Below are 14,548 nucleotides of genomic sequence, written 5' to 3'. Positions count from 1 at the left end.
GGCCTCCTCAACCCGCCCGCTGCACTCTCGTCTGCGAAGAGCCACATCACCCTGCCGCTTGATCCTCCGGGCGAGCCCGAAGCGCTCCTCGACAGCATGTCCGTGTCCCCCCGTGAACGCGAGGTGCTGCACCTGGTGTCCACGGGGGCACGGAACCGGCGCATCGCCACCGAACTGGGCATCAGCGAGAACACGGTGAAGTTCCACGTCTCCAACCTGCTGCGCAAGGCTGGTGCTCGCTCACGGGCCGAGCTGGCGGCCCTGGCACGCTGAAGCGCCGGAGGACGCCCCTGCAGCTACTGCCTCAGGAGGGACGCAGCACCCAGCGATACACCGATGTGAGGTGGAGCAGCGGCTGCCACCCCCCTGGAGAGGTGTCGACGCGTGGTGGGACCCCACTCAGGCGGGCGCACCCCGGTGTTCAGACTGGTTCAGGGTCATCGCGTGAGTCCTCTTCTGCGGGTTCCTTGGCGGGTACTCACAGAGCCTCACGCGATGGCCCCTGGGACTGCTGCACGATTAGGTGACAGTCGGTCTCAGGCGGCAAGTGCCACTTGAGGGGTGTTGATGGTCTCGTACTCGACCGGGGTCAGGCGGCCGAGGGAGTCCTGCCTGNTACTCACAGAGCCTCACGCGATGGCCCCTGGGACTGCTGCACGATTAGGTGACAGTCGGTCTCAGGCGGCAAGTGCCACTTGAGGGGTGTTGATGGTCTCGTACTCGACCGGGGTCAGGCGGCCGAGGGAGTCCTGCCTGCGGCGGCGGTGGTAGGTCCGCTCGATCCAGGTGACGATCGCGATCCGCAGATCCTGTCGGGTGGCCCAGGTCCGCCGGTTCAGGACGTTCTTCTGCAGCAGCGCGAAGAAGGACTCCATCGCGGCGTTGTCGCCGGCCGCGCCCACCCGGCCCATCGATCCGACCATGCCGGCCCGGTTGACCGCGTGGACGAACTTGCGCGACCGGAACTGCGACCCGCGGTCGGAGTGGATGACGCAGCCGGCGACGTCACCGCGGCGGGCGACCGCTGATGCGAGGGCCGTGACGGCCAGGCGGGACTTCATCCGGTCGTCGATCGAGTACCCCACGATCCGGTTCGAGCAGGCGTCCTTGACCGCGCAGAGGTAGAGCTTGCCCTCGGCGGTGGGGTGCTCGGTGATGTCGGTCAGCCACAGCCGGTTCGGGCCGTCCGCGGTGAAGACCCGGCGTACGTGGTCGTCGTGGACCGGCGGCCCGGGACGCTTGGCCGTGCCACGGCGGGGCTTGCCGAAGACCGACCACCACCGGTTGGCCGAGCACAACGCCCAGGCCGTCCGGGTCGCCATCGGATGCCCGGCGGCGCGGGCCTCGTCGGCCAGGAAGCGGTATCCGAACTCGGGGTCGTCGCGGTGGGCGTCGACCAGCGCGTTCGCCCGGTGCGCCCGAGTCTCCTCGCGGGCACCGATCGGCGCGGCCAACCACCGGTAGTAGGGCTGGCGGGCCAGGCCGAGCACCCGGCACGTGAGGGCGACGGGCAGGCCGTCGGCGGCGAGCTCGCTCACGAGCGGGTAGAGCCTTTTCCCGGCAGGTTCGCCTGGGACAGGTAGGCCGCCGCGCGGCGCAAGATCTCGACCTCTTGCTCGAGGAGCCGGTTGCGGCGGCGTAGCTCACGCAGCTCGGCGGCGTCGTCGCCGCTGACACCGGGCCGCTTGCCGTCGGCGACGTCGGCGGCCTTCAGCCAGTTCCGCAGGCACGACTCGGCGATCCCGAAGTCCTTCGCGACCTCGGCGACCGAGGCGTCACCGCGGCGGGCGACGGCCACGACGTCGTCGCGGAACTCCTTCGGATGGGGTCTGGGCACGGCACACAGCCTTCCAGCGGCACCCGCAGGCACCACACATCAGGTGTCACCTACTCGTGCAGCAGTCCCCGGTGCTACCTCCGGTGCTCAAGGCTGCTCCACCTCAGACCCCATCACCAGCCTCTGGGTCTGGCGTTGCGAGGTGAGACGTCAGCGCGGAGCAGGGCGGGGGCTTGGTTCGCTTCGGGCCGGGTGGGGACGGCCCCGCCCTCGTCGGCAGGGGCCTCCCCGACCCAGGGGTGGGGCGCTGTGCCGGGTGGGTCAGCGGGCGGTGAGCTCGCCGGGGTGCAGCACGACCTTGGTCCAGCCCTGGTCGCGGCGGTCGAACCGCTGGTAGGCGTCAGCGGCCTGCCCGAGGTCGAGCTCGTGGCTGACGATGAAGCTGGGCGTGGCGACCCCGGCGGTGATGAGGTTGCGCAGCTTGACGTTGTAGGCCTTGACGTTGCACTGCCCGGTACCCATGGTCTGGCCCTTGAACCAGAAGGTGCCGTAGTCGAAGGCGATCTTGCCCTGCTTGGCCAGGTCGTCACTGGCGCCGGGGTCCTGGGGGAGGTAGATCCCCACGACACCGATGCCGCCGGTGGCCTTGACGACGCCGACGAGCTGGTTGAGGACCATCGAGGGGTCCTCCTCGCCGTGGGCGTCGTGGGCCTGGTAGCCGATGGCCTCGACGCCGCGGTCGACACCCCGGCCGCCGGTCAGCTCCATGATCTGCTGCACCGGGTCGCCGGCGGAGTAGTCGACGGGCGTCGCCCCGGCCTTGCGGACCAGCTCGAGCCGGTCGGGCTGCTTGTCGACGACGAAGACCTCCGCGGCGCCGCGGATGCGGGCGCTGTGGGCGGCCATCAAGCCGACCGGGCCCGCGCCCCAGACCACGACCGAGTCGCCGGGGGTGAAGCCGGACAGCTGCACCCCGTGCCACCCGGTCGGGAAGATGTCCGAGAGCATCGTGTAGTCGAGCTCCTTGTCGGTGCCCTCGGGCAGGACCAGGGCGTTGAAGTCCGCCCAGGGCACCCGCAGCAGCTCGGCCTGACCGCCGGCGTACTCCCCCATCGCGGCGAAGCCGAACGCCGCGCCGGCGGTGCCGGCCTGGTTGGCGCGCAGGCAGAACCCCGTCTTGCCCTCGACGCAGGTCTCGCAGCTCCCGCACGCGACGTTGAAGGGGAGGCTGACCCGGTCACCGACCTTCAGCCGGTCGACTCCGGCGCCGACCGCCTCGACGACCCCCATGTTCTCGTGACCGAGCACACGACCGGTCTCCATGTCGGTGCGGCCCTCGTACATGTGCAGGTCCGACCCGCAGATGTTGGTCGAGGTGATCCGCACCACCGCGTCGGTGGGCTGCTCGATCGTGGCGTCGGGGACGTCCTCGACCGCGACGTCGAACGCCCCGTTGTAGACCAGTGCCTTCATGGGTGCTCCCATCTAGGGTGCTGCTGGGGTTGCTGCCGGGTGCCGAGGAGAAACTACCGGAGGTGCTGAGGAGGTGGTCAGGGACGCTCAGCTGGTCGTGGCGGCGCGGTCGTCGCGCAGGCTGGCGTTGTCGATGACGTAGCGGAAGCGGACCTCGCCGGCGACCATCCGGTCGAAGGCCTCGTTGATCTGCTGGACGGCGATGACCTGGACCTCGGCGCTGATGCCGTGCTCGGCGGAGAACTCCAGGACCTCCTGGGTCTCGGCGATGTTGCCGATCAGGGACGACCCGACGGTCAGGTGCTTCATCGTCAGGACGCCGAAGTCGATGCCGCCGTGGTGGACGGTCTCGAGCATCCCGACGCTGTGCAGCGCGCCGCCGGCGCGCAGCAGCCCCAGGTACGGGTTCATGTCGAAAGCCGTGGGGATGGTCGACAGCACGTAGTCCACCGACCCCTCCGCGGCCGCGACGGCGTCCTCGTCGCCCATGTCAAGGACCTCGTCGGCGCCCAGGCGCCGGGCCAGCTCGGCCTTGGGCTTGACCGAGGTCGGTCTGAGGTACTGCGGGGTCGCTGGTGACGAGGTCGCCACGACCTTGACCCGGGCAGGCGCCGACCTCGCCGTCGAGGGGCTGCCGGTCCGCCTGTCTCCGACCTACCGGGGCCAGCGCAGCTACCCAGGCCTGTTCTGGGCGGCGACGACACGCTGCACCCCGCAGCGGGCGGTGGGACGGTGAGTTGGGGAAGACGTGGCGGCCGATGTTCTACGACGACAGCTACGCGACAGTGTGACGAGGCAGGAGGTGCGGGATGACGGATCCACCGCGGGTCGCTGTCGTGGGCGCGGGCATCGTGGGCCTGTGCACGGCGTACGCGTTGCTCGAGCGAGGTGTGGACGTACGCGTCTACGAGCAGGGGGTGCCGGGCAGCGGGCAGTCGGGCGGGCGGGGACGGATCCTCCGGCATGCGCACGCGGACCCACGGCTGATCAGCGCGACGCGGCAGAGTCGCGACCTGTACGACCGTTGGGGTGCGGCGCTGGGCCTCGAGATGGTGTCCCGTGACGGCGCCGTGGCCATCGGGCCGTCGGTCGAGGCCAGCCTGCCGGTGCTGCAAGAGGCAGGCGTGGCCGCTTACCGGATCGAGGCCGACGAGTTGGCCCGGTGCCAGCCGCTGCTGGCGCGGTACGACGGGCCGGCGGTGCTCGACGAGCGCGGCGGGTCGATCCGCACCACCGCCGTGATCGAGTCGCTGGTGGGTGCACTCGGTGACCGGCTCGTCGACGACGAGGTGCTGACCGTGCGACCGGTCGCCGGCGAGGTCGAGGTCCGCAGCGGTGGCACCACCAACCGCTACGACCGGGTCGCGGTGTGCGCGGGTCGCGGCACATCCCACCTGGCCCGCACGGTCGGGCTCGCGCTGCCGGTGCAGGACGGGGCGCACGTGCGGCTCACCTTCGCGGTGCGCGGCCCGGCGCCGGCCCGGCTGGCCACGCTGCAGGACTCCAGCGGCGAGTTCGGCGAGACCGGTGTCTACGCGGCCGCGGTACCCGGCAACACCGAGTATGCGGTAGGGCTGAGCGAGACGACGCGCGCCCGCGACGACGCCAGCCTGCCCGATCCGGCCGAGCTGGCGGACCTGGCCGGCCGCGCCAGCGCCTACGTCGAACGGGCCCTGCCGGGGCTGGACCCCGCGCCGGTCGACGTGCGGCACTGCTGGGTGACGACGCTGCCGTGGGGCGAGGACGGGATGGGGGTGTGGGCCCGCGAAGGCATCTTCTTCCCGGCCGGGCACAACCTGTGGAAGCAGGCGCCGGCGCTGGGCACCCGGCTGGCCGCTGCGCTGGCGGGGGAGACCTTGCACCCCGACCTGGCCCCGGAGAGCAGGCTGGGAAGCGACTGATCGCGGCGGGATCCGAGCAGTGCCATCCCTGGTCACAACCCGGCGCCGTCTCCGAGGCGCACCGTGGGCGGGAAGGTTCGGAGAATCTTCGCGACAGGAGCACTCGGCCATCGGCAAGACCGACGCCTGCAGCAGATTCTGCCGGTACGCCCCATGCGTGGTAAGACCTCTAGGTTCCAGCGCCGCGTCGAGGGGCACCCAGGCGTCGCCGAAGCTGTCCGGGTCGCCCTGCGCCTCCACCCCCGCCTCAACGGCCGCAGCGGCCCTCGTCACCGGGGTGCTCCGCCTCGTCTACGCGCCCACCGAGCTGCCGGCGGCGCAGGCGTACGAGGACGTCGCCGGGTCGGTGTGAGCCCGGGAGCCGTCCAGCTGCGGCACCTCGGCGCCCGATGCGAAGCTCCGGCCACACGTCGTGGTCCCGTGTCACTGAGGATCGGCATCCGGCACGCAGCACGCCGCCACCACGCCGCGGTCACGAGGAGCGAGCTGGCGCCCCCTCGACTGCTGCGACGACGAGCAGCACCGCCGCTGCGCAGAGCACGAGAGCAGGCAGCAGCAGGTACAGGCCGAGACCGACGACCGTGACCACCGCCCAGACCAGCGACGCCGCCGCAGCCAGGGACACGAGAAGAGCGGCCCCGGCTGACGGCGCCCTCGACGCCCCAACCCAAGCGACCACCGTGATCAGGAGCGGCGCACCGATCACGACAGCCGCGACCGCCCAGCCCTCGTCGACGAGGTCGCCCGCGAACAGGAGCGCGACAGCCACGACAAGAGCGGTGGACACCCCACACAGCACCACGGCAGACCTCCGCAACGCGCCACCGGGACCATTCGACCTCACGAGCGCCTCCAGTCGGGAGCGCGGGCGTCGGCGCCCACGAGCCCGCCGATCGTCAGCGGGACGCTGACCGGACGCGATCGGCATGTAGGGCTTTCCAGCCCAACGGGAAGGTCGGCGAAGGCCAGGACGCAGTCCAGGGCGGGGCGGATGTCCGTCGTGGACGGCGGGCAGCACGTGGTCGGTGAGCCCCGTTGAGCAGGCCGCCGATGAGCTCGGGGTCGGTGAGGCCGAACGAGACCCCGTGTGGGTGCCACTGGCGGCTTGCGAGCAAGGACAGGTCCAGCGTGGCGTGGTCGCCGCTGAGTCGCCCGACGCTGACGACTGCCCCCCCCCGCTGACGGTGAGTGGCAGGAAGGCGGTCAGCGGGTCCCCGCCGACGTGGTCGAGGACCACGTCGCGCACTGGTCGTGGGTAGCGGCCATCACAGCTCATCAGCGGGCTCACCGACGTCGGCGAGCAGCGCGGCGGCGAGGGTGGCGGCGTCGGTGGGCCCGACGTGCAGGCGCCCGCCGATGTAGAAGGCAGGGGTGCCGGGCACCCCGCTTGCCTGCGCGGACTCCAGGTCGTGCTGGATCCGCCGCGCGCGCCGGCTGCTGGCGAGGTCGCGGGCGAAGCGAGGCACGTCCAGGCCGACCGCGGCGGCGTGCTCGAGCAGGTCGCTGCTGGTCAGCGCAGCCTGGTGGGTGAACAGGCGGTCGTGCATCGGCCAGAAGCGGCCCTGGGCGTCGGCGGCCTCGGCGGCCTCGGCCGCCAGACCGGCGTGGACGTGGGTGGGGTCCAGAGGGGCGTGCCGGAAGACGTAACGCAGGCGGTCACCGAAGCGCTCCCGCAGCTCCTCGACCGACCCGGTGGCCCGCCCGCAGAAGGGGCACTCGAAGTCGGCGTACTCCACCAGCGTCAAGGGTGCCTCGGCCGGGCCCCGGACGTGGTCGCGGGAGGCGTCCACGGGCGGGTCCAGCAGGGCCGGACGACGCTCGCCCGAGTCTCCGCGGGCAGCAAGGCGCAGCAGCACCAAGCCCAGCACCGCCGCCAGCACAGAGGCGGCGAGGATGCCGACGCGGGCTTGGTCGGCCTGGGCGTCGTCGGTGAAGGCAAGGTCGACGATGAACAAGGAGATCGTGAAGCCGATCCCGGACATCGCCGCCCCACCCGCCAGGTGTCCCGCGCGCAGCCCCGGCGCGAGGTCGCCCAGGCCCAGGCGCACCGCCAGGCCGGTGCCCAGCAGGATCCCCACGAGCTTGCCGCCGACCAGGCCGGCGATGACGCCGAGGGTGACCGGGGAGGTCGCCGCGGTCCGCAGCACTTCCCCGGACAGCGGGACCCCGGCGTTGGCCAGGGCGAAGAGCGGCACCACGGCTAGGTTGGTCCAGGGCCGCCACAGCGTCTGCAGCCGCTCACCGACGGGTACCGAGCGGTCCAGCGACAGCCTCGCCGCGACGGCGTAGTCCGGGCTGGGGGACTGCAGGTAGGCGCGGGTGGCACGCTCGACGTCGTGGACGTCGTCGCGGCGCGGGCGGTAGGCGGGGATGGACAGGGCGATCGCGACCCCCAGAAGCGTCGGGTGCACCCCGGACAGGTACAGCGCGACCCAGGCGACCACGGCCGGGACCAGGTAGGCCGGTCCCCGCCAGAAGCCCAGCCGCTGCATCACCTGCATCAAGGCGAAGACGGCGACGGTCACCGCCAGCGGACCCAGTCGCAGCTCGTCGGTGTAGAAGATCGCGATGACGATCAGCGCGCCGACGTCGTCGGCGATGGCCAGCGCGAGCAGGAACACCCGCAACGGGGCGGGGACCGACCGTCCCAGCAGCGCCAAGACCCCCAGCAGGAACGCGGTGTCGGTGGAGATCACCACGCCCCACGCGCCGGCGGCGCCGCTGTCGTGGTTGATCAGGGCGAACACGACCGCCGGGAGGGCCAGGCCCGCCAGGGCCGCCAGTGCGGGCACCGCGGCCCGTCGCCGGTCGGCCAGCTCGCCCAGGATCAGCTCCCGCTTGGTCTCCAGGCCGATGACGAAGAAGAAGAACGTCATCAGCCCGTCGTTGATCCAGTGCCGCAGGGAAAGGACCAGCTCGTTGGTACCGGCGTTGACGCCAACCTCGGTGTCCCAGAAAGTGGCGTAGCCGCCTCCGCCGGGCAGGTTCGCCCAGACCACGGCGGCCACGGTCGCCGCCAGCAACAGGGCGGCGCTGCCGACCTCGGTGCGTAGCGCCGTGCCCAACGGGGCGAGGGCGCCCCGGATCGCGTCTGCGCCGGTCGGTGCCTGCGCGCTCATGCCGACCTGCTCGTGCGGGCCATGCTCGTACGGGCCCTGCTCGTGCGGGCTGCCCGGCTCATTCGGCGGCCGTCGCGCCGACGGCGTCGTCGGACAGGGTCGCGGCCCACGACGCCAGCAGCCTCAGGGCATCCTCCGTGGACGTGCCGGGAGCTGCGGCATAGACCAGCATCGTGAGGTCCTCGTCGGCCTGCAGGTCCAGAGTCTCGTAGAGCAGCTCCAGGCGGCCCACGACAGGGTGGTGCAGCGTCTTGGTGCCCGTCTGGTGCAGCCGCACCTCGTGGGCGGCCCACATCTGCCGGAAGTCCTCGCTGCGGGTCGACAGCTCCCCGACGAGATCGGTCAAGGCCCGGTCGTAGGGGCGTCGCCCGGCCTCGGCGCGCAGGATCCCGACGGTATCGTTCGCCGCCCGGTCCCAGTCGACCCACAAGTCACGGGCCCGCTCGTCGAGGAAGGCGAAGCGGGCATGATTGGCCGGGCGCACCGGGTCCCGGAAGAGATCGCAGTACAGGGCTCGGCCGAGCCGGTTCGTCGCCAGGATGTCCAGGCGGCCGTTGCGCACAAGCGCCGGCGCCTCGGTCATCGCGTCGAGCATCGCCTGCACCCCCGGACGCACCCCCTCGGCGCGGCGCTTGCGGGTCCGCGGTGCCCGGGCGGTCGCCGCGCGGGCGAGGTCGTGCAGGTAGGCGTTCTCGGCCTCGTCCAGCTGCAACGCCCGCGCGAGGGCCTCCAGCACACTCTCGGAGACCCCACCGAGGCTGCCCCGCTCCAGGCGCGTGTAGTAGTCCACGCTGACCCCGGCCAGCAGCGCGACCTCCTCCCGGCGCAGGCCCTTGACCCGGCGTCCGCCGCCGTGCGCCGGCAGGCCCGCCTGGCCCGGGGTCAGGCGTGCGCGGCGCGAGGTCAGGAAGTCGCGCACCTCGGCTCGGTTGTCCATGGCAGCAACGTACGAAGGCCAGCAGTGGTGAGACAGACCCTGGCAGTACCGGCCCCCAGCCCCTCGGCCTTCACCGGGGAGCCCTCCCAGTACCTGGGACAGCAGGTCCCCCCACATGTGCTGCGACACCGAGCCGCCACGGACAGGCTGTCGGTTAGGACGCCGCCGCCGCGGCGCCACACCCTGTCGGCCAGCACCACAGCTGGCCCCAGTTGCTCCTCAGGAAGCAGGTCCCATGCGAGCCGCCCTCATGTACGGCGCCGGCGACGTCCGCGTCGAGCAGGTCCCCGACCCCACCATCCAGGCCCCGACCGACGCGATCGTCCGCGTCGTCCGGGCGTGCGTGTGCGGGTCCGACCTTCACCCCTACCACCAGATGCCAGCCTCCGAGCAGGGCACCCCGATGGGCCACGAGATGGTCGGCGTCGTCGAGGAGACCGGCTCGGGCGTCAGCCGCCTGCGCAAGGGGAACTTCGTCATCGCCCCCTTCGCGATCTCCGACGGCACCTGCCAGTACTGCCGGGAGGGCCTGCAGACCTCCTGCGAGCACGGCGGCTTCTTCTCCACCTGCCAGGCCGAGCTCGTCCGCGTCCCCCACGCCGACGGGACCTTGGTCAGCGCACCGGTCGCCGAGGACTCCGAGCTGCTGCCGTCCCTGCTGACGCTCTCCGACGTCTTCCTCACCGGTCACCACGCCGCCGTCCGCGGTCAGGTAGCCCCCGGCTCCACCGTCACCGTCATCGGCGACGGCGCCGTCGGCCTGTCCTCCGTCCTGGCTTCCCGCCGCCTGGGCGCAGAGCGCATCATCCTGATGGGCCGCCACACCGCCCGCACCGACCTTGGCCGCGAGTGGGGCGCCACCGACGTCGTCGCAGAGCGCGGCGACGAAGGCATCGCCAAGGTCGCCGACCTCACCGGCGGCGCGGGCACCCACGTCGTGCTCGAAGCCGTCGGGCACCGCCCCGCCTACGACATGGCCCTGGGCGTCGCCCGCGCCGGCGGCACCATCAGCCGCGTCGGCGTCCCCCAGTACGAGGACGCCCCGGTCGGGATGAGCACCCTGTTCGGCAAGAACATCACCCTCACCGGGGGCCCCGCGCCCGTGCGCGCCTACATCGAAGAGCTCCTCCCGGAGGTCCTCGACGGCCGCCTCGAGCCCGGCCGCGTCTTCGACCGCACTGTCACCCTCGACCAGACCCCCGAGGGCTACCGCGCCATGGCCGATCGCGAGGCCCTCAAGGTCATGGTCCGCCCCTGAGGAACAGACAACTCACACCGAAGGCATTTGCCACGGCGGCCGATCAAACCGGCCGCCGTGGCTTTCGCCGGTAGCCAATCGTCAGCGGGACGCTGACCGTCGTGACCGATCCGACTGCGTCGGCATGGGTCCGAATGCGGTGGGGGCCGTGGTCGACGCGGCAGGGGTTGGGGCCTTTGACCGCTGCCTTCGCGGTCGCCTGCGGCAGCGCCCCTGGAACGGGACGTCGTCGGCTAACGCCGTTCCGGAATGGCCGAGGTGGCCGCTCTGCGCAGGGCCCGCGGCCGGCGGACCCACCGCGGGCCCTGCCTGTTCTAGGCGGGCTGCTTCTCGGCGACGACGTCCAGCTGCTCGATCGTGGGCTCCTGAAAGAGCACACCCGTGTTCTCACCGAGCGCCTTGGCCACCTCACCGGAGAGGTGCGCCCGACGCCCGTCCTCGTCGGGGAAGGCGTCGAAGATCCCGAACGAGGAGGGTCCGAACTGGATCCCGAACCACCGCGCGGTCTTGGGTTCCCCCTCCACGACCGACAGCCCATGGTCCAGGAAGGCGCGCACGTCGTCCTCCCTGCCGGGCAGTGCCTCAAGACGTACCAGAAGCGCCTTGCTGACCTGTGTCGCCATCTCGGGTCTCTCCTTCGTCAGGTCCGCGTCGTCACGACGACCGGAACGCCGCTACGGCGCGGGATGGGGGAACCTGCAGGCCGGCTTCCCTCGCCGGGGTGGGCCGGTCGCGTTCGATGATGCCGCGCCGGTCGCCACGGCGCCCATCCGTCGACGTGCCGATGTCTGAGTCGCCCTGGCTCTGGTGGAGGCTCCTGATCTTGGAAACGAGGATGGGGCCATGCCGAAGGAGCAGTCCGCGGGGAAGCCGACGACGAGGCGGTACTCCGAGCAGGAGAAGGAGGCCGCGGTGCGGATGGTCCGCACGCTGCGGGCCGAGCTGGGCACCGAGCACGGCACGGTGCACCGGGTCGCCCGCCAGCTCGGGTACGGCACCGAGTCGGTGCGGCTGTGGGTGCGTCAGGCCGACATCGACGAGGGCCGCGCCCCGGGGGTGAGCACTGACGAGGCCGCTCGGGTGAGGGCGTTGGAGCAGGAGAACCGGGAGCTGCGGCGGGCGAACGAGATCCTCAAGCGGGCGGCGTCTTTCTTCGGGGCGGAGCTCGACCGCCAGCACAAGAGGTAGTCGCCTTCATCGACGCCAACCGTGACGAGCTCGGGGTCGAGCCCATCTGCAGGGTGCTGCAGGTGGCGCCGAGGACGTACTACGCGGCCAAGGCCCGCCAGCCCTCGGCGCGGGCCCGCCGCGACCAGGTCACCGGGCCGGCGCTGCGGGCGCTGTGGGAGGACAACTACTGCGTCTACGGGGCCCGCAAGCTGTGGAAGGCCGCCCGCCGCGCCGGCATGGACCTCGGGCGTGATCAGGTCGCCCGGCTGATGCGGGCCATGGGCATCGAGGGTGCCCGCCGTACCAAGCGGGTCCGCACCACCAGGGCCGACCCGGGCGCGGCCCGTCACCCCGACCTCGTCCAGAGGGACTTCACCGCGACCGTGCCCAACCAGCTGTGGGTCACCGACCTGACGTACGTGCCGACCTGGGCCGGGGTCGCCTACGTCTGCTTCATCGTCGACGCCCACTCGAGGGCAATCGTGGGGTGGCGGGTCGCAGCCCACATGCGCACCGACATGGTCCTGGACGCGATCGAGATGGCCCGGTGGTCACGTGGCACCACGTTGACCGGGCTGCGGTGCCACTCCGATGCCGGAGCGCAGTTCACGTCGCTGCGCTAGGGCGAACGCCTCGCCGAGATCGGCGCCGTCCCCTCGATCGGGACGGTCGCGGACTCCTACGACAACGCCCTGGCCGAGACGGTCAACGGCTCCTACAAGGCCGAGCTGATCCGCGGGCCCGCCCGTCCGGGGCCATGGAAGAGCGTCGAGGACGTCGAGCTGGCCACCCTCGGCTGGGTGCACTGGCACAACACCACCCGCCTGCACGGCTACCTCGGCGACGTGCCACCACTGGAGTACGAGGCGGCCTTCTACGCTGCCACCGGGACCGACCACACCGAGGTCGACTTCCCAACGCTCGAGCCTCTATGAGAGCCAGGGCGACTCACAAGGGGTCAACGCACCGGTTGGGAGCGTGACGGTACTGGCCGCCTTCTCGAGCGCAGTGGTCGCCGCTGTGTAGACCTCGGCGGGGGTGCGCCAGCCGAGGACCTCGCGTGGTCGCCCGTTGAGTCGTGCGGCGAGGGCGTCGAGCGCGGCCTGGTCGAGCTGGCGTAGGTCCGCAGCGCGGGGCAGGTACTGGCGCAGCAAGCGGTTGGTGTTCTCGTTGGTGCCGCGCTGCCAGGGGCTTCGGGGGTCACAGAAGTAGACCGGGCAGCCGGTGTCGGCGCTCAGGCGGGCGTGCTGGGACATCTCCCGGCCGCGGTCCCAGGTGAGCGACCGGCGCAGGTGGGTCGGGATCTCGTTCAGGGCGCCCGCGAGGGCGGGGTGGACGTCCTCGCCCTTGAGGCCCGGCAGGGCGACCAGGACGGTGTACCTGCTGGTGCGCTCGACGAGGGTCGCGATGGCCGAGGGGCGCCGGCCCATCAGGAGGTCGCCTTCCCAATGGCCTGGCACGGTCCGGGTCTCGACCTCGGGGGGCCGGTCGCGCCAGGACGTCATGTCGCGCAGCCGTCCTCGACCGGTGGGTCGGCGGGCGACCTTGGGGTAGCGCATCGCCCGCCCGGTCCTCAGCTGCTGGGTCAGCCGGCGCGGCAGCGGTGAGTGGTGCGGCACGAACAGGCTGAGGTAGATCGCCTCGTGGCTGATCCGCATGGCGTGGTCGTCGGGGTGCTCCAGTCGCAGTCGGTGGCTGATCTGGCGCGGTGACCACTCCTCCGCCAGGCCCTGCTCGACCGCGGCCCGCAGGGCGGGGCGGGCGGTGAGCTTGCTGGTCTTGGGCCGCTTGGCTCGGGCGTAGGCCGTGGTGTCGGCGTCCAGGGCGCGGTAGGCGCGGCGACCGCCGTTGCGGGCGACCTCGCGGGAGATGGTGCAGTGCGGTCGACCCAGGGCGGTCGCGATGGCCCGCAGGCTGTAGCCGGCAGCAAGGCCACGGGAGATCTCCTCCCGCTCGACCAGGGACAGGTGCCGCCTGGAGCGTCCGGCTGGTCGGGTGCGGACCCCGCCGGTCGCGGCGAAGTGCCGGCGCACGTGCTGCACCGGGACGCCGAGGTCGTGGGCGACCGAGCGCACCGATCGTCCGGTCCGCCACTGCGCCCAGGCACGGTCTTGCTGCTCGAGGGACAGGTGAGGTCGGGGCACGGGCACCTCCACGGGTCGTGATCATGGTGGTGGTGCGTTGACCCCTTGAGCTCGCCATCGTCAGCGGGACGCTGACCGGCCAGCGATCGGCTGTGGGACGAGTGCACCGCACCGTGACGGAGGGCTCGAGGTCGCTGCGTCCCGTGGTGATCAGCCGCGGGGGCGACCGACCGCGGGTTGTGGTGGAGCGGAGAAGCGGCGGACGCCGAGCTTTCGCGCGGTGCGTAAGAAGTGCGGGTCCAGGCTCTCGGGGCGCCCGACGATCCGGAGCTCGTCAAGGGTCAGCTGCTCCAGCGCCTGGATGTCGTCGACGAAGTAGCACTCCTCGAGGATCAGGCGTCGGAGTGTGGGGGAGCGGGTGAGCTCGGCGAAGGAGGTCAGCGGGGTCCGCCCGTACAGGGACAGGCTGGCCAGCCGGGTGTAGGCGGCGATGCCGGTCAGGTCTAGGGCCTTACCGCCGGCAATCTCCAGCGTGGTGAGGGTGTCGACGCAGGCCAGCTCCGGCACGGTGGCGAGCTTGCGTGCGCTGAGCAGCCGCAGGTCGATCAGGGGCGCGGTGAGGCGGGCCGCAAGGTCCCGGGGTGGTTGTTCGAGCATCAGGGTGGTCAGGGCCGGGGAAGCCAGAACGGTATCGAGCGCGGGGAACCACGGTCCGACGTATTCGCGCAGGGTGGACGCCGTCTGGGTCAGCGGCGGGTTCTTGGCGTGCGGGCGCCCGACGAGGGTTGGACCGTCCTCGCTTCGGTGGACACGGGGGCATGCCGCGCAT

The 14,548-nt window shown here is 71.9% G+C and carries 14 protein-coding genes, 1 pseudogene and 1 other annotated feature; of the genes and pseudogenes, 6 read left to right on the top strand and 9 right to left on the bottom strand.

Going from position 1 to position 14,548, the window contains the following annotated elements:
• Positions 1–273 (top strand): helix-turn-helix domain-containing protein (locus tag WDZ17_RS16520; protein ID WP_339576276.1); only part of this gene is annotated, 273 nt, incomplete at its 5' end.
• A 404-nt stretch (positions 274–677) separates the two neighbouring features.
• On the opposite strand, the gene WDZ17_RS16515 is transcribed toward WDZ17_RS16520, so the two are convergent.
• The 3 genes from WDZ17_RS16515 to WDZ17_RS16505 all read right to left on the bottom strand — a co-directional run bounded on the left by WDZ17_RS16515 (position 678) and on the right by WDZ17_RS16505 (position 3,841).
• Positions 678–1,837 (bottom strand): IS3 family transposase gene (locus tag WDZ17_RS16515; RefSeq protein WP_339576275.1). Its coding sequence is split into 2 segments (ribosomal slippage): positions 678–1,556 and positions 1,559–1,837, totalling 1,158 coding nucleotides; the frame shifts between segments, so codons are not numbered across the junction.
• Positions 1,838–2,098: 261 nt separating this feature from the next.
• Positions 2,099–3,250, bottom strand: coding sequence for a glutathione-independent formaldehyde dehydrogenase (locus tag WDZ17_RS16510; protein WP_339576274.1), 1,152 nt, complete (start codon positions 3,248–3,250; stop codon positions 2,099–2,101).
• Between the two features lie 87 nt (positions 3,251–3,337).
• Positions 3,338–3,841 (bottom strand): zinc-binding dehydrogenase, encoded by a 504-nt coding sequence (locus WDZ17_RS16505; protein WP_339576273.1) that lies wholly within the window; start codon positions 3,839–3,841, stop codon positions 3,338–3,340.
• A gap of 4 nt (positions 3,842–3,845) precedes the next feature.
• Between WDZ17_RS16505 and WDZ17_RS16500 the strand changes: the two genes are divergently transcribed.
• From WDZ17_RS16500 to WDZ17_RS16490, 3 genes are all read left to right on the top strand, one after another.
• Positions 3,846–3,986, top strand: coding sequence for a hypothetical protein (locus tag WDZ17_RS16500; protein WP_339576272.1), 141 nt, complete (start codon positions 3,846–3,848; stop codon positions 3,984–3,986).
• A gap of 73 nt (positions 3,987–4,059) precedes the next feature.
• Complete coding sequence (locus tag WDZ17_RS16495; RefSeq protein ID WP_422632023.1) at positions 4,060–5,151, top strand: NAD(P)/FAD-dependent oxidoreductase; 1,092 nt, start codon at positions 4,060–4,062, stop codon at positions 5,149–5,151.
• 157 nt (positions 5,152–5,308) lie between these two features.
• The gene (locus WDZ17_RS16490) at positions 5,309–5,503 is read left to right on the top strand and encodes a hypothetical protein (RefSeq protein ID WP_339576270.1); all 195 of its coding nucleotides are present in this window, start codon (positions 5,309–5,311) and stop codon (positions 5,501–5,503) included.
• A gap of 120 nt (positions 5,504–5,623) precedes the next feature.
• Here the strand turns inward: WDZ17_RS16490 and WDZ17_RS16485 are convergent, their stop codons facing one another.
• The 3 genes from WDZ17_RS16485 to WDZ17_RS16475 all read right to left on the bottom strand — a co-directional run bounded on the left by WDZ17_RS16485 (position 5,624) and on the right by WDZ17_RS16475 (position 9,207).
• Positions 5,624–5,920: a hypothetical protein gene (locus WDZ17_RS16485; RefSeq protein ID WP_339576269.1), complete on the bottom strand. Its 297-nt coding sequence runs from the start codon at positions 5,918–5,920 to the stop codon at positions 5,624–5,626.
• 496 nt (positions 5,921–6,416) lie between these two features.
• Positions 6,417–8,270 carry a Na+/H+ antiporter NhaA gene (gene nhaA / locus WDZ17_RS16480; protein ID WP_339576268.1) on the bottom strand — a complete coding sequence of 618 codons (1,854 nt, stop codon included), beginning with the start codon at positions 8,268–8,270 and terminating at the stop codon, positions 6,417–6,419.
• A gap of 58 nt (positions 8,271–8,328) precedes the next feature.
• Positions 8,329–9,207 (bottom strand): helix-turn-helix domain-containing protein, encoded by an 879-nt coding sequence (locus WDZ17_RS16475; protein WP_339576267.1) that lies wholly within the window; start codon positions 9,205–9,207, stop codon positions 8,329–8,331.
• 235 nt (positions 9,208–9,442) lie between these two features.
• Between WDZ17_RS16475 and WDZ17_RS16470 the strand changes: the two genes are divergently transcribed.
• Positions 9,443–10,465, top strand: coding sequence for an alcohol dehydrogenase catalytic domain-containing protein (locus tag WDZ17_RS16470; protein WP_339576266.1), 1,023 nt, complete (start codon positions 9,443–9,445; stop codon positions 10,463–10,465).
• A 314-nt stretch (positions 10,466–10,779) separates the two neighbouring features.
• Here the strand turns inward: WDZ17_RS16470 and WDZ17_RS16465 are convergent, their stop codons facing one another.
• The gene (locus tag WDZ17_RS16465) at positions 10,780–11,088 is read right to left on the bottom strand and encodes a putative quinol monooxygenase (protein ID WP_422632022.1); all 309 of its coding nucleotides are present in this window, start codon (positions 11,086–11,088) and stop codon (positions 10,780–10,782) included.
• Between the two features lie 220 nt (positions 11,089–11,308).
• On the opposite strand from WDZ17_RS16465, the pseudogene WDZ17_RS16460 reads away from it, so the two are divergent.
• Positions 11,309–12,570: pseudogene (locus WDZ17_RS16460) on the top strand (IS3 family transposase).
• Positions 11,608–11,724, top strand: a sequence feature (AL1L pseudoknot). (Overlaps the previous pseudogene by 117 nt.)
• Here the strand turns inward: WDZ17_RS16460 and WDZ17_RS16455 are convergent.
• Together WDZ17_RS16455 and WDZ17_RS16450 are read right to left on the bottom strand one after the other, a co-directional pair.
• On the bottom strand, positions 12,565–13,779 hold the full coding sequence (locus WDZ17_RS16455) for an IS30 family transposase (RefSeq protein ID WP_422632021.1): 1,215 nt from the start codon (positions 13,777–13,779) through the stop codon (positions 12,565–12,567). The pseudogene WDZ17_RS16460 and the gene WDZ17_RS16455 overlap by 6 nt on opposite strands.
• 150 nt (positions 13,780–13,929) lie before the next feature.
• Positions 13,930–14,548 (bottom strand): hypothetical protein (locus tag WDZ17_RS16450; RefSeq protein ID WP_339576264.1); only part of this gene is annotated, 619 nt, incomplete at its 5' end.

The sequence above is a fragment of the Pseudokineococcus basanitobsidens genome, assembly GCF_037482545.1.
GTDB classification, from domain to species: domain Bacteria; phylum Actinomycetota; class Actinomycetes; order Actinomycetales; family Quadrisphaeraceae; genus Pseudokineococcus; species Pseudokineococcus basanitobsidens.
Note: the sequence above shows the minus strand (reverse complement) of the source record. Positions and strands in the feature narration are given on the sequence as shown.